15 protein-coding genes are annotated in these 16,866 nt (G+C 74.0%); 14 read left to right on the top strand and 1 reads right to left on the bottom strand.

Annotated features, from left to right (window positions below):
- Nucleotides 1–310: 310 nt before the first annotated feature.
- From ACFRAV_RS01550 to ACFRAV_RS01485, 14 genes are all read left to right on the top strand, one after another.
- On the top strand, nucleotides 311–2,644 hold the full coding sequence (locus tag ACFRAV_RS01550) for an MFS transporter (protein ID WP_382550662.1): 2,334 nt from the start codon (nucleotides 311–313) through the stop codon (nucleotides 2,642–2,644).
- A gap of 121 nt (nucleotides 2,645–2,765) precedes the next feature.
- Nucleotides 2,766–3,599, top strand: a complete 834-nt coding sequence (locus ACFRAV_RS01545) for a M55 family metallopeptidase (protein WP_382550380.1) — start codon at nucleotides 2,766–2,768, stop codon at nucleotides 3,597–3,599.
- Nucleotides 3,592–4,914, top strand: a complete 1,323-nt coding sequence (locus tag ACFRAV_RS01540; protein WP_382550378.1) for a M20/M25/M40 family metallo-hydrolase — start codon at nucleotides 3,592–3,594, stop codon at nucleotides 4,912–4,914. Before ACFRAV_RS01545 ends, ACFRAV_RS01540 begins: the two co-directional genes overlap by 8 nt.
- 5 nt (nucleotides 4,915–4,919) lie before the next feature.
- Nucleotides 4,920–6,902, top strand: a complete 1,983-nt coding sequence (locus ACFRAV_RS01535) for a prolyl oligopeptidase family serine peptidase (protein WP_382550376.1) — start codon at nucleotides 4,920–4,922, stop codon at nucleotides 6,900–6,902.
- A 9-nt stretch (nucleotides 6,903–6,911) separates the two neighbouring features.
- Nucleotides 6,912–7,835 (top strand): LD-carboxypeptidase, encoded by a 924-nt coding sequence (locus tag ACFRAV_RS01530; protein WP_382550374.1) that lies wholly within the window; start codon nucleotides 6,912–6,914, stop codon nucleotides 7,833–7,835.
- 263 nt (nucleotides 7,836–8,098) lie between these two features.
- A complete protein-coding gene (locus ACFRAV_RS01525; RefSeq protein WP_382550372.1) occupies nucleotides 8,099–8,647 on the top strand; it encodes a GNAT family N-acetyltransferase in 549 nt (182 codons plus the stop codon).
- Between the two features lie 47 nt (nucleotides 8,648–8,694).
- On the top strand, nucleotides 8,695–10,671 hold the full coding sequence (locus ACFRAV_RS01520; protein ID WP_382550370.1) for a DUF5107 domain-containing protein: 1,977 nt from the start codon (nucleotides 8,695–8,697) through the stop codon (nucleotides 10,669–10,671).
- 73 nt (nucleotides 10,672–10,744) lie between these two features.
- Nucleotides 10,745–12,640 (top strand): transketolase, encoded by a 1,896-nt coding sequence (locus tag ACFRAV_RS01515; RefSeq protein WP_382550368.1) that lies wholly within the window; start codon nucleotides 10,745–10,747, stop codon nucleotides 12,638–12,640.
- Nucleotides 12,641–12,795: 155 nt separating this feature from the next.
- Nucleotides 12,796–13,149 (top strand): gas vesicle protein, encoded by a 354-nt coding sequence (locus ACFRAV_RS01510; protein ID WP_382550366.1) that lies wholly within the window; start codon nucleotides 12,796–12,798, stop codon nucleotides 13,147–13,149.
- 101 nt (nucleotides 13,150–13,250) lie between these two features.
- Nucleotides 13,251–13,652, top strand: coding sequence for a gas vesicle structural protein GvpA (locus tag ACFRAV_RS01505; protein ID WP_351111137.1), 402 nt, complete (start codon nucleotides 13,251–13,253; stop codon nucleotides 13,650–13,652).
- Complete coding sequence (locus tag ACFRAV_RS01500; protein ID WP_382550364.1) at nucleotides 13,649–14,425, top strand: GvpL/GvpF family gas vesicle protein; 777 nt, start codon at nucleotides 13,649–13,651, stop codon at nucleotides 14,423–14,425. Before ACFRAV_RS01505 ends, ACFRAV_RS01500 begins: the two co-directional genes overlap by 4 nt.
- 4 nt (nucleotides 14,426–14,429) lie before the next feature.
- Nucleotides 14,430–14,687: a gas vesicle protein GvpG gene (locus tag ACFRAV_RS01495; protein ID WP_382550362.1), complete on the top strand. Its 258-nt coding sequence runs from the start codon at nucleotides 14,430–14,432 to the stop codon at nucleotides 14,685–14,687.
- Nucleotides 14,684–15,010, top strand: a complete 327-nt coding sequence (locus tag ACFRAV_RS01490; protein WP_382550360.1) for a hypothetical protein — start codon at nucleotides 14,684–14,686, stop codon at nucleotides 15,008–15,010. The genes ACFRAV_RS01495 and ACFRAV_RS01490 overlap by 4 nt, the downstream gene beginning before the upstream one ends.
- Before the next feature lie 181 nt (nucleotides 15,011–15,191).
- Nucleotides 15,192–15,884: a GvpL/GvpF family gas vesicle protein gene (locus ACFRAV_RS01485; protein ID WP_382550358.1), complete on the top strand. Its 693-nt coding sequence runs from the start codon at nucleotides 15,192–15,194 to the stop codon at nucleotides 15,882–15,884.
- Between the two features lie 52 nt (nucleotides 15,885–15,936).
- Here ACFRAV_RS01485 and ACFRAV_RS01480 read toward each other — a convergent pair whose 3' ends face one another.
- On the bottom strand, nucleotides 15,937–16,761 hold the full coding sequence (locus ACFRAV_RS01480) for a class I SAM-dependent methyltransferase (RefSeq protein WP_382550357.1): 825 nt from the start codon (nucleotides 16,759–16,761) through the stop codon (nucleotides 15,937–15,939).
- Nucleotides 16,762–16,866 lie beyond the last annotated feature (105 nt).

The raw sequence follows: 16,866 nt of genomic DNA, 5'->3' as shown, positions 1-16,866 counted from the left end.
GGGGTGACCCGGCCGGGCCGAACGGTCAACAGCCGCCTGCGGAAGCCCCGTTGCCCTCACCGTTTCGAGTGACTTGCGTAACCGGAATCCTTCGCTGCCGTTCGCCTGGTGACGTGCGACGAACGGGAGGGCGCAAGTGGGCGTGACGGGCGGGACCGCGCTGCTGCGGGACGAGGCCGGGCCGCGGGACCGGACCGGGGCGCCGGCACAGGGCGGCGAGGACACCCTCCCGCTCCCCGCGGTGCAGGCGTCCGCCGACCCGCCCGCGCGGCTCACCCCGCGCGGCGTGCGGCTGGTCTTCACCGGGCTGATGCTCGCCCTGCTGCTCGCGGCGCTGGAGCAGATGATCGTCGCCACCGCCCTGCCGAGGATCGTCGGCGACCTGCAGGGCATGGACAAGATGTCCTGGGCCATCACGGCCTACCTGCTGACCTCGACCGTGGTGCTCCCGGTCTACGGCAAGCTCGGCGACCTGTTCGGCCGCAAGGGCGTCTTCCTGTTCGCGATCGTCGTCTTCGTCCTGGGCTCCGCCGCCTGCGGACGGGCGGAGACCATGGACCAGCTGGTCGCCTTCCGCGCGGTCCAGGGGATCGGCGCGGGCGGGCTGATGATCGGCGTGCAGGCGATCATCGCGGACATCGTCCCGCCCCGCGAACGCGGGCGCTTCATGGGCCTGATCGGCGCCTCCTTCGGCCTGGCCTCGGTGGCCGGACCGCTGCTCGGCGGCTACTTCACCGACCACCACAGCTGGCGCTGGTGCTTCTACTTCAACGTGCCCTTCGGCCTGGTCACCCTGGTCGTGGTGGCCGCCGTGCTCAAGCTGCCCAAGCCCGCCGTACGGCCCCGCCTGGACGTCGTGGGGACGATCCTGCTCGTCGCCGCGTCGACCTGCCTGGTGCTGCTGACCAGCTGGGGCGGCACCGAGTACGCCTGGGACTCCCCGGAGATCCTCGGCCTGGCCGGGGGCGCCGTCGCCGCCTCGGCGCTCTTCGTGGTCGCCGAGCGGTTCGCGGCCGAACCCCTCATCCCGCTGCGACTGTTCCGCGACTCCGTCTTCAACGTCACCGCCCTGGTCGGCCTGGTCGTCGGCATCGCGCTGTTCGGCGCGGCCAGCTACCTGCCCAGCTACCTCCAGATGGTCGACGGGGCCACCGCCACCGAGTCCGGCCTGCTGATGCTGCCCATGATGGGCGGGGTGGTCGGCGCCTCGGTGCTCTCCGGGCAGCTGATCAGCCGCACCGGCCGCTACCGGATCTACCCGATCCTCGGCGGCGCGCTCTCGGCCGTCGGCATGTGGCTGCTGTCCCTCCTGGACACCGGCACCGAGCGGATCACCTACAGCGTCTGGATGTTCGTGCTGGGCGCCGGCATCGGCCTCGTGATGCCGGTCCTGGTGCTCGCCGTCCAGAACTCGGTGCGCCCCGCCGACCTGGGCACCGCCACCAGCGCCAACAACTACTTCCGGCAGATCGGCGGCAGCGTCGGCGCCGCCGTCTTCGGCACCCTCTTCGCCGACCGGTTCACCGACGCCCTCGCCGAGCGGCTGCCTCGCCTGCCCGGCGGCGCGGCCGCCGCCCCGCACAGCGAGTCCGTCAGCCCGGAGATGGTGCACGCGCTGCCCGCGCCGCAGCGCGACGCGTACATCGCGGCCTACGCCGAGGCCATGCCGCGGATCTTCCTCTACCTGGTGCCGGTCCTCGTGCTCGGCCTGATCATCGCCTGCTTCCTCAAGGAGAAACCGCTGGTGTCCCACAACGTCCCCGCCGCAGACCCCCAGGGCGCCGAGCCGGCGGCCGCGGCTGCCGCAGCCCCCTACGCGGCGGCCTCCGTCCCGCTCACCGTCGAGGTGACCGCCTCGGTGCCCGGCGCCCGGGCCCCCTACGGCGGCGGGATCGCCGTCTGCGGCGCGGTCCGGCACGCCGACGGCACGGTGGTGCCGCGCGCCGCGCTCACCCTGATCGACGGCGCCGGGCAGCAGGTCGGGCGCGGCGCCAGCGGCGAGGACGGACGCTACGCGCTGGCCACCCCCGGCCCCGGCTCCTACGTGCTGATCGCCGCCGCCGGCGGGCACCAGCCGCAGGCCGTGCAGGTCACGGTGGGGGAGCGGCCGGTCGAGATGGACGTGGTGCTCGGCGGCGCCGGACGCCTCGCCGGGACCGTCACCACCGCCGACGGCACCCCGGTGCGGGATGCCACCGTCACCCTCACCAACGTCCACGGCGAGGTGGTCTCCGCCTCCCGCAGCGGCTTCGACGGCGGCTACGTCATCAGCGACCTGGTGGCCGGCGAGTACACCCTGGCCGCCAGCGCCCACGCCTACCGGCCCACCGCCCTGCCGGTCACCGTGCAGGCGTCCCGGGAGACCCGGCAGGACATCGAGCTGGCCGGCGGGGCGGTGCTGCGCGGCGTGGTCCGGGGCGGCGGCGGGCGACCGGTGGAGGAGGCCCGGGTCACCCTGCTGGACGCCGCGGGCAACGTCGTCGACACCCTCACCACCGGCCCCGACGGCACCTTCCGCTTCGTCGACCTGTCCTCCGGCGAGTACACCGTGATCGCCGCCGGGTACCCCCCGGTCGCCACCGTCCTGCAGGTGGCCGGCGGCGGCCGCACCGAGCGCGACCTGCAGCTCGGGCACCAGGACTGACCTGCTCCGGTCCGGCGGGGGGCTTCCCCGCCGGACCGGCACGGGGGAAGATCGCGCCGTGACCGCCTCGGTCTACACTCACGCCCATGCACGCGTGTGACCGGCAGGAACGGAGCGACCGATGAAGATCCTCATCAGCGCCGACATGGAGGGCGCCACCGGCGTCACCTGGCCGGCGGACGTGCTGCCGGGCACCCCCCAGTGGGAACGCTGCCGTCCGATGTTCACCTCGGACGTCCAGGCCGCCGCGCTCGGCTTCTTCGACGGCGGCGCCGACCAGGTGCTCGTCAACGAGGCCCACTGGAGCATGCGCAACCTGCTGCTCGAGCAGCTCGACGACCGGGTCGAGATGCTCACCGGCCGGCACAAGTCGCTCTCCATGGTCGAGGGCGTCCAGCACGGCGACGTCGACGGCATCGCCTTCATCGGCTACCACGGCGGCGCCGGGATGGAGGGTGTCCTCGCCCACACCTACCTCGCCAACCAGCTCACCGGCGTCTGGCTCGACGACGTCCGCGCGAGCGAAGGCCTGCTCAACGCCCATGTGGTGGCCGAATACGGGGTACCGGTCATTCTGGTGACCGGCGACGACGTGGCGTGCGACGACGCCCTCGGGTACGCACCCGAGGCGCGGAAGGTCGCGGTGAAGGACCACGTGTCGCGCTACGCGGCCGTGTGCCGCACGCCCGCCCGGACCCACGCGGACATCCGCGCGGCCGCCCGGGAGGCGGTGTCGCTGGCGGTCCGTCACGAGCCCGTGACGGCCGGCCCGCGTACCGTCGCCGTGGAGTTCGACGCGGAACACCTCGCCGACGCGGCGACGGTGGTGCCCGGCGTGGACCGGATCGGCGAGCGCAAGGTCGCCTATACCGAAGCAAACATGTACGACGCAATCCGCACCTTCAAGGCGGTCACCACGATCGTCTCGGCCGCGGTGGAGGAGACGTATGGCTGATCAGCAGGCCCTCGAAGAGGTCGTGACCTTCGCGTCCGACCTGATCCGCATCGACACCACCAACCGGGGCGGCGGCGACTGCCGCGAGCGCCCCGCCGCCGAGTACGCGGCGGCCAGGCTCGCCGAGGCCGGCCTGGAGCCCACCCTCCTCGAGCGCACCGAGGGACGAACCAACGTCGTCGCCCGCCTCGAGGGCACCGACCCCTCGGCGGACGCGCTCCTGGTCCACGGCCACCTCGACGTGGTGCCCGCCGACGCCTCCGAGTGGACCGTCCACCCCTTCTCCGGGGAGATCCGCGACGGCGTGCTCTGGGGCCGCGGCGCCGTGGACATGAAGAACATGGACGCGATGATCCTCTCCGTGGTCCGCTCCTGGGCCCGGGAGGGCGTGCGGCCCCGCCGCGACATCGTCATCGCCTTCACCGCCGACGAGGAGGACAGCGCCGTCGACGGCTCCGGCTTCCTCGCCGACCAGCACCCCGAGCTGTTCGAGGGCTGCACCGAAGGCGTCAGCGAGTCCGGCGCCTACACCTTCCACGACGGCTCCGGCGCCCGGATCTACCCCATCGGCGCGGGCGAACGCGGCACCGGCTGGCTGCGGCTCACCGCGCGCGGACGCGCCGGCCACGGCTCCAAGGTCAACCACGCCAACGCCGTCACCCGCCTCACCGCGGCGGTCACCCGGCTCGGCGAGCACAGCTGGCCGCTGAACCTCACCCCGACCGTGCGCGCCGCGATCTCCGAACTCGCCGCCGTCTACGGCATCGACGCCACGCGCTACGACCTCGACGACTCCGACCAGGTCGACGAGCTGCTGGTGAAGATCGGCCCCGCCGCCGCCCTGGTGGAGCCCACCCTGCGCAACAGCACCAACCCGACGATGCTGGACGCCGGCTACAAGGTCAACGTGATCCCCGGCGAAGCCGGCGCGCACGTCGACGGACGCTTCCTGCCGGGCGGCGAGGAGGACTTCGAGCGCACCCTGGACGAGCTGACCGGCCCCGACGTCGACTGGGAGTACTACCACCGCGAGGGCGCCCTGCAGGCCCCGGTGGACTCCCCGACCTTCGCCAAGCTGCGCGCCGCCGTCGAGGAGCACGACCCCGAGGCGCACACCGTGCCCTACTGCATGTCCGGCGGCACCGACGCCAAGCAGTTCGCCCGGCTCGGCATCACCGGTTACGGCTTCGCCCCCGTCTGGCTGCCCGAAGGCTTTGCCTACCAGCAGCTCTTCCACGGCGTGGACGAGCGGGTGCCCGTCGAAGGACTGCACTTCGGCGTCCGTGTGCTCGACCGCTTCCTGCGGACGGCCTGACAGAGATGGGGGACAAGGTGCGGAAACTGGCCCACGGGACGTGGCCCTCGCCGATCGGGGCGGGGCTCGCCGCCGACCACGACGGAGCCCCGCAGTACCCGGGCTTCGTCGGTGACGAGGTCTGGTGGACCGAGCCCCGGCCCGCCGAGGCCGGCCGCCGCGCCCTGGTGCGCCGCCGCGCCGACGGCACCGAGGAATCGGTGCTGCCCCCGCCGTGGAACGTGCGCAGCCGGGTGGTGGAGTACGGCGGCCGCCCCTGGACCGGGACCGTCCGGGACGGACGGGCGGTCGTCGTCTTCGTGAACTTCGCCGACCAGCGGCTCTACCGCTACGAGGGGGAGGGCGGCGAACCGCAGCCGCTCACCCCCCTCTCCCCGGTGGGCGGCGGCCTGCGCTGGGCCGAGCCCGAGGTGCGCGAGGGGCCGGGCGGCCGGGCCGAGGTCTGGTGCGTGCTGGAGGAGTACACCGGCGACGGCCCCTCCGAGGTGCGGCGCCTGCACGTGGCGGTGCCCCTGGACGGCAGCGCCGCCGAGGACCGCGACGCCCTGCGCGAACTGTCCCGCCCCACCCACCACTTCGTCACCGGCGCGCGCGTCTCCCCGGACGGCGCCCGGGCCGCCTGGCTGGCCTGGGACCACCCCCGGATGCCGTGGGACGGCACCGAACTGGTGGTCGCCGACATCACCGAGGACGGCGTCCTCACCATGCCGCGGGTGATGGCCGGCGGCGAGGAGGAGTCCGTCGCCCAGGTCGAGTGGACCGCCGACGGCCGCCTGATGTGGAGCAGCGACCACTCCGGCTGGTGGAACCTCTACCGCGAGGGCGAGCCCGTCTGCGCCCGCGAGGAGGAGTTCGGCGGACCGGTGTGGACGCCGGGCAGCCGCTGGTTCGCTCCGCTGGAGTGCGGCCTGGTCGCCGTCCTGCACGGCAAGGGCGCCCAGGTGCTCGGCGTGCTCGACCCCGAGTCCTGCGAGGTCGTCGACGCGGCCGGCCCGTGGAGCGAGTTCGCCGCCGCGCTCGCCGTGCACGGCGACCGGGTCGTCGCGGTCGGCGCGGGCGCCAAGCGCTCCTTCGAGGTCGTCGAGCTGGACACCCGCCTCGGCAGCGCCCGCGTCATCGGCTCCGCCCACCACGACAGCGTCGACCCCGCCTACCTGCCCGAGCCCGAGGCGCGGGTCTTCACCGCCGCCGACGGCCGCGAGGTGCACGCGCACGTCTACCCGCCGCACCACCCCGAGGTCACCGGCCCCGACGGCGAACTGCCGCCGTACGTGGTCTGGGCGCACGGCGGCCCCACCAGCCGGGCGCCCATGGTGCTCGACCTGGAGATCGCCTACTTCACCTCCCGCGGCATCGGCGTCGTCGAGGTCAACTACGGCGGATCCACCGGGTACGGGCGGGAGTACCGCAACCGGCTGCGCGAGCAGTGGGGCGTGGTCGACGTCGAGGACTGCGCGGCCGCCGCCCTCGCCCTCGCCGACGAAGGCGTCGCCGACCGCCGACGTCTGGCGGTGCGCGGAGGCAGCGCGGGCGGCTGGACCACCGCCGCCTCGCTGGCCTTCACCGACGTCTACGCCTGCGGCACCGTCATCTATCCGGTGCTCGACCTGACCTCGTGGGCCTCGGGCGAGACCCACGACTTCGAGTCGCGCTACCTGGAGTCCCTGGTCGGCCCGCTGGCCGAGGTGCCCGAGCGGTACCGCGAGCGCTCGCCGGGCGAGAGCCCCGAGCGGATCGAGGCGCCGTTCCTGTTGCTCCAGGGACTGGAGGACCCGATCTGCCCGCCCGCGGCGAGCGAGCGGTTCCTCGAACGGGTCAGGGCCGGCGGGCGGGGCGTCCCGCACGCCTACATCGCCTTCGAGGGCGAGGGCCACGGGTTCCGGCGCGCCGACACCATGGTCCGGGCGCTGGAGGCGGAACTGTCGCTGTACGCCCAGGTGTTCGGCTTCGAGGCACCGGACGTACCGGTGCTGGAACTGCGGAAGTAGGGGACGAGCGTGCGGGAGTCGACGAGACCGAAGCGGCTGGCGCCGGGCGCGCGGGTGGCGATCGTCGCCACCAGCGGGCCGGTGCCCGACGAGCGGCTGCAGGGCGGGCTCGACCTGCTGCGTGGCTGGGGCCTCGACCCCGTCGTGATGCCCCACGTCCGGGACCGTCACGGGGAGTTCGAGTACCTGGCGGGGACGGACGCGGACCGCGCGGCCGACCTCCAGGCCGCCTGGTGCGACCTCTCCGTCGACGCGGTGATCTGCGCGCGCGGCGGCTACGGCGTGCAGCGCATGGTCGACCTGCTCGACTGGTCCGCGATGCGGGCCGCCGGGCCCAAGGTCTTCGTCGGTTTCAGCGACATCACCGCGCTGCACGAGGCGTTCGCCACCCGCATGGGGCTGGTGACGCTGCACGGGCCGATGGCGGCGGGCGTCGACTTCCTCAAGAACGAGAAGGCCCGCGAGCACCTGCGGGCCACCCTCTTCGAGCCGGAGACCACCCAGGTCGTCACCGGGTCCGGCGGCACCCTGGTGCCCGGGCGGGCTCGCGGGGTCACCCTCGGCGGCTGCGTCAGCCTGCTCGCCGCGGACCTGGGCACGCCGCACGCGCGGGCCGGGGCGCGGGGCGGGCTGCTGATGATCGAGGACGTCGAGGAGGAGCGGTACCGGCTGGACCGGATCCTCACGCAGCTGCTGCGGTCCGGGTGGCTGGACGGCGTCGCCGGTGTGGTCCTCGGCTCCTGGCTGGGCTGCGGGCCCTACGAGGAACTGCGGGCGCTCTTCGCCGACCGGCTCGGCGGCCTCGGCGTCCCCGTCGCCGAGGAGTTCGGCTTCGGCCACGGCGACGGAGCCCTGACGATCCCCTTCGGCGTCATGGCCGAACTCGACACGGAGGCCCGCACCCTCACCCTGGACCACCCGGCCCTCGCCTGACCCGTCGCCGCCCATCCGGCCGACGGACACCCCTGCGGGCGGTGCCGGCCTCGACCCCTCTGCGGGCGGCTGGGCCGCCCAGGGGGCGGCACGGGCGGGCGCCGGCCCGAGCCTCCGCGGCGAGCGGCTCCCCCTGCCCGGGCCAAGCCGACGACACCCTGGGCACGCGACTCCCGCCCCAGCGTGGGCCAGTCACAACCCCGGTGGGCGGCACGGTTCGCTCCCCCGACCCGCCCCTTCCCGGAAGGGCTAGGGTGATCCACATGCGCGAGAGCTCGTACGTGGCCGTCACCGACCGGATCGGCCTCCGCCCCCTCACCCTGGCCGACGAGGCCGAGTTCACCGCCCGGGCGGCGGAGAGCCGGGAGCTGCACCACCCGTGGCTGTTCCCGCCGGACACCCCCGACGCGTTCCGCGCCTACGCGCAGCGGATCATCGACAGCGCGGACAAGGAGAGCTTCCTCGTCTGCGACCGCACGCAGGAAGGCGCTCTCGCCGGCTACGTGACGGTCAACAACATCGTGCACGGCGCCTTCCGCTCCGGCGCCCTCGGATACGGCGCGTTCGCGCGAGCCGCCGGCCGCGGTCTGATGACCGAGGCGCTGCGGGCCCTCGTGCGGTACGCCTTCGCGCCGCCGCTGAACCTGCACCGGCTGGAGATCAACGCCCAGCCCGGCAACACCCGTTCGCTCGCGCTGGCCCGCCGCGCCGGCTTCGCCAAGGAGGGGTTCTCCCCGCGCATGCTGTTCGTCGACGGCGCGTGGCGCGACCACGAACGCTGGGCGATCACCGCGGAGATGATCCAGGACTGACCGACCGGCCTCTGGCGCCGGAGCCGTCCGGCCGCTTCCATGGTCGGGTGACGACCATCCGCCGTGAGGTGCTGACGCTGCCCGCCGCCGAGTTGGGCCCCGACAACCCCCTGCCGCCGCTGAGGCCGCTCGACGAGGTCCACCAGGTCGAGGACCGCGACCGGCAGGGCCTGCCGCGGGACATGGCCCGGCAGATGGGGTACGCCCCGCTGACCGGACTGCTCCCCGAGCGGGTGCGCGACGGCTACGACCGCCGCCGCGAGCCCCGCCCCGTGGAAGCCCTCGTCATGGAGAACGACCGGCTCCGCGTCACCGTGCTGCCGGCGCTCGGCGGCCGCATCGCCTCCCTGGTCCACAAGCCCACCGGCCGCGAACTGCTGTACCGCAACCCGGTGTTCCAGCCCGCCTGTTTCGCGCTGAACGGCGCCTGGTACTCCGGCGGCATCGAGTGGAACATCGGCGCGACCGGGCACACCGCCCTGTCCTGCTCCCCGCTGCACGCCGCCCGGGTCACCGCGCCCGACGGCGGGGTCATGCTGCGGCTGTGGGAGTGGGAGAGGCTGCGGGACCTGCCGTTCCAGGTCGACCTGTGGCTGCCGGACGGCTCCGACTTCCTGTACGTCGGCGTGCGGATCCGCAACCCGCACGAGCGGCCGGTCCCCACCTACTGGTGGTCCAACATCGCGGTGCCCGAGGAGCGCCGGGTGCTCGCCCCCGCCGACGCCGCCTGGCACTTCGGCTACACGCGACGGCTCCGCAGGGTCGAGGTGCCCGCCTACGACGGCGTCGACCGCACCCGGCCGCTGAACAGCGTCTTCCCGGCCGACTACTTCTACGACGTGCCCGACGGGCGCCGCGGGTGGATAGCCGCCCTCGACGACGCGGGGCGCGGACTCGTGCAGACCTCCACCGACACGCTGCGCGGACGCAAGCTGTTCGTCTGGGGCAGCGGCCCGGGCGGGCGGCGTTGGCAGGAGTGGCTGACCGAGCCCGGCACGGGCGGCTACTGCGAGATCCAGGCCGGGCTCGCCCGCACCCAGCTGGAGCACGTCAAACTGGACGCCGAGAGCGAGGTGTCCTGGCTGGAGGCGTACGGCCCGCTGGACGTCGACCCGGCCGCCGCGCACGGCGACGACTGGGGCCGGGCCCTGGCCACGGCGGAGGAGCGGCTGGAGGCGGTGCTGCCCCGCGCCGACGTGGAGGCCGCCTACGCCGCCTGGGCGCCGGCCGCGGACACCGAACCGGGCGAGCGGCTCGCCACCGGCTCCGGCTGGGGCGCGCTGGAAGTGCTGCGCGGCGGCTTCACCCTGCCCGGGACGCCCTTCGCCCCCGAGACGCTGGGGGAGGAGCAGCGCCCCTGGCTGGAGCTGCTGCGCAGGGGCACGCTCCCCGAGGAGGACCCGGAGACCGGCCCGCCGCACGTGACGCCGGTCGCGCCGCACTGGCGGGACATGCTGGAGACCGCCGCCGCGACCGCCACCGCCGAATATCACCTGGGCCTGGCCCAGTGGCACGCCGGAGACCGCGCGCAGGCCGTGCGGAGCTGGGAGCGCGGGCTGAAGGCAGCGCCCGGGCACTGGGCCCTGCTGCGCTGCACCGCGGTCGCCGACCAGGAGGAGCACCACCCGGAGCGGGCCGCGGACCGCTACGACGAGGCCTTCGAGGCCCTGTGCCACGCGGCCGCGGGCGGCGAGGAGGCCGTCCCGGACAGGTGGGAGCCCGCCGTGGCGGCGCTGGGACGCGAGACGGCCGAGGCGCTGCTCGGGGTCGGCCGGACGGCCCGGGCCCGCGAGGTCTGGGAGCGGCTGCCCGCCCGGACGCGGGCTCGGGGACGTTTCCGGCTGCTGGAGGTGGAGCTCCTGCTGGCCGAGGGACGGCGGGACGCCGCCCGTGCCGTCTTCGCGGAAGACTTCGAGGTGGCGGACCTGCGCGAGGGCTCGGAGACCGTCAGCCGCCTGTGGGCCGCCTGCACGGACGAGCCCCTGCCGGCCCGCCACGACTTCCGGATGCGCCCGCCGGAGTGAGCCCCGGCCGTTTCGGCCACCCGGCCAGGGGGACGCGGATGAGGTCACGGCAACGCCGAATCCGAGGGGACCCATGCACACCGACCACCGAGCACCCGCCCCCACCGACGCCTTCGACCCCGCCGAAGCCGCCCACCTCGCCGAGCTGGGACAGCAGCTGCGGGTGGACAGCGTGCGCGCCGCCGCGGCCGCCGGGTCCGGCCACCCGACCTCCTCGATGTCGGCCGCCGACCTGATGGCCGTGCTGCTGGCCCGCCACCTGCGCTACGACTTCGCCAACCCCGGCGACCCCGGCAACGACCGCTTCGTGCTGTCCAAGGGCCACGCCTCGCCGCTGCTGTACGCCGCGTACAAGGCCGCCGGAGCCATCGACGACCAGGAACTGCTCACCTTCCGGAAGCAGGGCAGTCGCCTCGAGGGCCACCCCACGCCGCGCCGGCTGCCCTGGGTGGAGACCGCCACCGGCTCGCTGGGCCAGGGTCTGCCCGTGGGCGTGGGCATCGCCCTGTCCGGCAAGCGGCTGGAGAAGGCCCCGTACCGGGTGTGGGTGCTGTGCGGGGACAGCGAACTGGCCGAGGGCTCGGTGTGGGAGGCCGCCGAGCAGGCGTCGTTCGAGCACCTGGACAACCTCACCGCCATCGTCGACGTCAACCGGCTCGGCCAGCGCGGCGAGACCCGCCACGGCCACGACCTGGACGCCTACGCGCGCCGGTTCAAGGCCTTCGGCTGGCACACCGTCGAGGTGGACGGCCACGACGCCGAGGCGATCGAGCGGGCACTGGGCGAGGCCTCCTCGACCGTCGGCCAGCCCGCCGTCGTGCTGGCCCGCACCCTCAAGGGGCGCGGCGTGTCCGCGGCCGAGGACAAGGAAGGACTGCACGGCAAGCCGCTGAAGGACCCCGAGGCGGCGATCGCCGAACTCGGCGGCGAACGCGACCTGCGGGTCGAGGTCGGGGCGCCCCGGGAGGCCCCCGCGCGGCCCGCCCCGCACATTGCCGCGCCCGAGCTGCCGCGCTGGGACAAGGGCGAGGAGGCGGCCACCCGGGACGCCTACGGAGCGGCCCTCGCCGCCCTCGGCACCGCGCGCGGCGACGTCGTCGCCCTGGACGGCGAGGTGAGCGACTCCACCCGGGCCGAGGCCTTCGCCAAGGAGCACCCGGAGCGGTTCTTCGAGTGCTACATCGCCGAGCAGCAGCTCGTCGCCTCCGCCGTGGGACTGGCCGCACGCGGCTGGGTGCCCTTCGCGTCCTCCTTCGCCGCGTTTCTCAGTCGCGCCCACGACTTCGTGCGGATGGCGGCGGTCAGCGACTCCGGCATCAACGTGGTCGGCTCGCACGCCGGCGTGTCCATCGGCCAGGACGGCCCCTCGCAGATGGGGGTGGAGGACCTGGCGATGTTCCGGGCGGTGCACGGCTCCACCGTGCTCTACCCGTGCGACGCCAACCAGACCGCCAAGCTGGTCGCCGCCATGGCGGACCTCACCGGCATCCGCTACCTGCGCACCTCGCGCGGCAAGGGCGCCGTCCTCTACGGCCCCGACGAGGAGTTCCCGGTCGGCGGCAGCAAGGTGCTGCGCTCCTCGGACGAGGACCGGCTCACGCTGGTCGCGGCCGGCGTGACCGTCCACGAGGCGCTGAAGGCCGCGGACGAACTGGCCGGCGAGGGCATCGCCGTACGGGTGGTCGACCTGTACTCGGTGAAGCCCGTGGACCGCGAGACGCTGCGCAGGGCCGCCGCGGAGACCGGCTGCCTGCTCACCGTGGAGGACCACCACGAGGAGGGCGGCATCGGCGACGCGGTCGCCTCCGCGTTCGACGACGGTGCCCCGCCGCCGCGGCTGGTGCGGCTCGGCGTGCGGTCCATGCCCGGCTCCGCGAGCCCCGAGGAGCAGCTGCGCGAGGCGGGCATCGACGCGAGCTCCGTCGCGGCCTCGGCGCGCCTGCTGACGGAGCAGGGCGTCACGGGCTGAGGCCCACCCGCCCCCGTCGGACCGACACGAGGTCGACCCATGTGTGAAGCGGCCCGACGGGGGCTGTCACGGGAAGTCCGCAACGGCGTCCGGTCGGTGTGCATCGGGAGGTTTGCCGTCAGGGTCACCGGTCATCCGCACTCACAGAGGTGGCCATGACGAACAAGCAGGAAACCGAAGACACCGAAAAGGCCGAAGACACCGAAAAGGCCGAGAAGACCGAGAAGAAGGAGCCGGAGCAGCGCCGGCCGCGACCCACGGAAGTGCTCCGTGAGGCGCGGGGTCAGCTCGAGGAGCTGACCGGGATGGCCGCCGAGTCGGTGTCGTCCTTCGAGAGGACCGAGGACGGCTGGTCGTTGCAGGTGGAGGTGCTCGAACTGGAGCGCGTCCCCGACACGATGAGCCTGCTGGGGACCTACCAGGTCGACCTCGATCCGGACGGCATGCTCACCGGCTACAAGCGCATCAGGCGCTACGAACGCGGACGTTCGGACGGCAAGAGCCGCTGACAGCGGCGGCCTTCAGTCCGAGACGTCCGCCCGACTTCCCGTGACAGGGCAGGGGCCCGCATGCCTGGCGGAGCCCTGCCCGGAAACAGTGAGGAGCACTCGTGACGGTTGTACCGGCACAGCAGAGCGGTGGTGGGGGCGGCAGCAGCGGCCTCTACGACGTGCTTGAACTCGTCCTCGACCGGGGCCTCGTCATCGACGCGTTCGTTCGCGTCTCCCTGGTCGGCATCGAAATCCTGAAGATCGACGTACGTGTCGTCGTCGCGAGCGTGGACACGTACCTGCGTTTCGCCGAGGCGTGCAACCGCCTCGACCTCGAGTCCGGACCGCGCAAGAACCCCGGACTGCCCGACCTGGTCGGCGACATGACGGAGAAGGGCGCCCACGGCAAGACCAAGGGCGCGCTCTCGGGAGCCGCCGACAGCATCTCCGACGCCTTCCGGCAGGGCCGCGAGGGAAGCAAGGAACCTGCGTCGTCCCGACGTAAGGAGGACGAGAAGTGAGCACCTACGTCTACGGGATCGCCTCGGCGTCCCACCCTTCGCTGCCCGAGGGCATGGGCGGCGTCGGCGACCCGCCGAACCCGGTGCGGTTGCTGAAGGAGGGCGATCTGGTCGCCGTGGTCGGCGAAGCGCCGGAGGACCTGCGTCCCAAGCGCCGTGACCTCCTGGCCCACCAGACGATCCTCGCCGAGGCCGGCGCGGGCGGCTGCGTGCTGCCGATGCGGTTCGGCAACGTCGCGCCCGACGACGACTCCGTGCTGCGGGTCCTGTCGGAGCGCTCCGGGCACTACGGCGAGCGGCTGCGCGCGCTGGACGGCAAGGCGGAGTACAACGTCAAGGCCAACCACGACGAGGAGGCCGTCCTGCACGTGGTGATGGCCGAGGACGCCGAGGTGCGCTCCCTGGCCGAGGCCAACCGGCAGGCCGGCGGCGGCAGTCACGACGACAAGCTGAAGCTCGGCGAGATGGTCGTCGGCGCCGTCAAGGCCCGTGAGGAGATCGACGCGGCCGCGCTCCAGCAGGCGCTGGAGCCCCAGGCCGCCTCGGTCGCCACCGGCGCCGACTCCTCCGGCTGGATCACCAACCTGTCCTTCCTGGTGGACACCGCGACCGCGGACCGGTTCATCGCCGCGGTCGAGGAGTTCCGCGAGGCGAACCCGCACGTGCAGCTGCGGGTCAACGGGCCGCTTCCGCCCTACAGCTTCGTGGAGCCCGGCCCGGCCGACCACGCGCAGGACGGCGCGGGGCAGACGGCCGGCACGGCTGTGGAGTGACGCCGTGGGACTCCTCTCCGAGGTGCTGCTGCTGCCGTTCGCACCGGTGCGCGGCAGCGCCTGGGTGATCCGCCAGGTGATGCGCGAAGCCGAGCGCATCTACTACGACCCTGCCACTATCCGCGCCGAACTGGCACGTCTGGAGGAGCAGTTGGAATCAGGCGAGATCAGCGACGAGGAGTTCGACCAGCGTGAGGACGAGCTGCTCGAGAGGCTCGAGGCCGCTGCCGGAGTGCAGCAGGGGGGAGGTGGGTTCGGGTGAACGCACACCGCTGGGAGATCGGGCTGGCGGCCACCGCGGGCTACGTGGTGGGACGCACCCGGACGCTGCCGCTCGTGGTGGCCGTCGCCATCGTGCTGGTCGGCCGGGACGAGCCCCGCGCCTACCTGGCTGACCAGGGGCGGCGGCTGCTGATGGAGGGCGTCCGCACCGCCGGCGCCGCGACGGCCTGGTGGGACGACTCGCTCGTCCGCAAGGTGTTCACCCGCTCGTCCCACGACGAGGGTGACTTGCGCGCGGAGCCGGACGGCGAGGACGAGCTCCCCGCCGAGGAGGAGGGCCGGCACGAGATCGAGCCGGCCTGAGCGACCCCACGGGCCGCCGCCCCGCCGCCGTCCGGGACATGTGTCCCGGGCGGGGGAACTGGAGCGGCGGCCCGCGCTCGTGCAGGGTGGGAGTACCGGACCCGCACCGGCGGAACCCGGACCGTCTGCCCGGGCGGAACCCCGACCGCCTGCCCCGGCCCCACGGCGAGAAGGAGAGACCATGAGCGGACTGCGGTATGTCTACGCGGTCTGCCGCCCGTTCGAGGCGGCGCTGCAGGCCCAACTGGCGGGCGTGGCCGGCTCCCCGCCCACCGCGGTGCACCACGAGGGCCTGGTCGCCGTGGTGAGCACGGTGCCCGCCGCGGAGTTCGCCGAGGAACCGCTGCGGGGCCGTCTGGAGGACCCGTCGTGGCTGACCGTCACGGCCAGGGCGCACGAGCAGGTGATCGACGCCCTCACCACCGTCACCACCCCGCTGCCCCTGCGGTTCGCCACCGTGCTGCCGGACGACAGCGCCGTGCGGGTCCTGCTGGAGACCCACGCCACCGAGATCCGCGCCGTGCTCGACCGGCTCGCGGGGCGGGTCGAGTGGAGCGTCCGCGTCTACGCCGGGGTGGAGCGGGAGGCCGAGCAGGCCGGGCACTTCGCCGCCCGCCTGCACGAGGAGCTGCGCGCCGCCGCCGAGGACACCCGGCTGCGCCCGACCCGCATCCTGAAGGTCACCGAGGCCGAGGAGAGCGCCTGGGGGCGCAACCTCCTCGACGCCGCCTACCTGGTGCCGCGCCGGCAGTCCGGTGGCTTCGTCGAAATGGTCGACAAGGCCCGCGAGAGTCTGCCCGAGGGCGGGGTGAAGGTCCACCTGACCGGCCCGTGGGCCCCGTACTCCTTCTGCTCCCTCGGCGGAGGCCAGTGACCGGGGCGGATCAGCCCCTGCGAAGTGCGGATCAGCCCCTGCCGAGTGGGGATCAGCCCGCCACGCGGCACAGGATCTCGCCGTGCGGCACCGTGAAGCGTCCCTCCGGCAGGCCGCCCCACTCTAGCCACGCCTCGCCGATCTCCGCGAGGTCGTCCGCGCCGGCCAGGCCCAGCTCCCGCACCCGGTCCGCGTAGACGGGCGCCAGCGTGCGCTCGGCCCACATCGTCCCCCACCAGGCGCGCTCCTCGGCGCTCGTGTACACCCACTCCGACGAGGTCACGGCGACCTCCTCGAAGCCCCCCGCCTCCGCGGCCCAGCCGGCCAGGAAACGCCCCGCGTCCGGCTCGCCGCCGTTGGCGCGCGCCGTGCGCCGGAAGAGCTCCTGCCAGCGGTCCAGACCGGGTGAGACCGGCGCCCAGCTCATCGCGCCGTAGTCCGAGTCGCGCGCCGCCACCACCCCGCCGGGCCGGGTCACCCGCCGCATCTCCCGCAGTGCCGTCACCGGATCCCCGACGTGCTGGAGCACCTGATGGGCGTGCACCACGTCGAACTCGCCGTCCCGGTAGGGAAGCGCGTGCACGTCGCCCACCGCGAACTCCAGGTTCGCCACCCCCCGCCGCGCCGCCTCGGCGCGCGCGGCCTCCAGCACCCCCTCCGCGTGCTCCAGGCCGACGACCCGGCCGCCGGGGACCAGCTCCGCCAGGTCGGCGGTGATGGTGCCGGGACCGCAGCCGACGTCCAGCACCCGCAGGCCCGGACCGAGCGAACCCAGCAGGTACGCGGCCGAGTTGGCGGCCGTCCGCCAGCGGTGTGAGCGGAGCACCGCCTCGCCGTGCCCGTGCGTGTACACCGCGGTCTCCTGTGCCCTGCCCATGCCGTGCCCCCTTCGGTGACGTACTGCCGACGGGTGCCACGCTAAGCCCTCCGCCCGCATCATGAGATACCCGTCTCATGATGCGGGCGGAGGGTGGGCGGCCGG

The sequence above is a fragment of the Streptomyces sp. NPDC056600 genome (genome assembly GCF_042792855.1).
GTDB lineage: Bacteria > Actinomycetota > Actinomycetes > Streptomycetales > Streptomycetaceae > Streptomyces.
Note: the sequence above shows the minus strand (reverse complement) of the source record. Positions and strands in the feature narration are given on the sequence as shown.

What these genes read in the sequence shown, in the direction of transcription:
- ACFRAV_RS01550 (WP_382550662.1), top strand. Translation starts at nt 311, where the DNA reads ATGCTCGCCCTGCTGCTCGCGGCGCTGGAGCAGATGATCGTCGCCACC.
- ACFRAV_RS01545 (WP_382550380.1), top strand. Translation starts at nt 2,766, where the DNA reads ATGAAGATCCTCATCAGCGCCGACATGGAGGGCGCCACCGGCGTCACC.
- ACFRAV_RS01540 (WP_382550378.1), top strand. Translation starts at nt 3,592, where the DNA reads ATGGCTGATCAGCAGGCCCTCGAAGAGGTCGTGACCTTCGCGTCCGAC.
- ACFRAV_RS01535 (WP_382550376.1), top strand. Translation starts at nt 4,920, where the DNA reads ATGGGGGACAAGGTGCGGAAACTGGCCCACGGGACGTGGCCCTCGCCG.
- ACFRAV_RS01525 (WP_382550372.1), top strand. Translation starts at nt 8,099, where the DNA reads ATGCGCGAGAGCTCGTACGTGGCCGTCACCGACCGGATCGGCCTCCGC.
- ACFRAV_RS01515 (WP_382550368.1), top strand. Translation starts at nt 10,745, where the DNA reads ATGCACACCGACCACCGAGCACCCGCCCCCACCGACGCCTTCGACCCC.
- ACFRAV_RS01510 (WP_382550366.1), top strand. Translation starts at nt 12,796, where the DNA reads ATGACGAACAAGCAGGAAACCGAAGACACCGAAAAGGCCGAAGACACC.
- ACFRAV_RS01485 (WP_382550358.1), top strand. Translation starts at nt 15,192, where the DNA reads ATGAGCGGACTGCGGTATGTCTACGCGGTCTGCCGCCCGTTCGAGGCG.
- ACFRAV_RS01480 (WP_382550357.1), bottom strand. Translation starts at nt 16,761, where the DNA reads ATGGGCAGGGCACAGGAGACCGCGGTGTACACGCACGGGCACGGCGAG.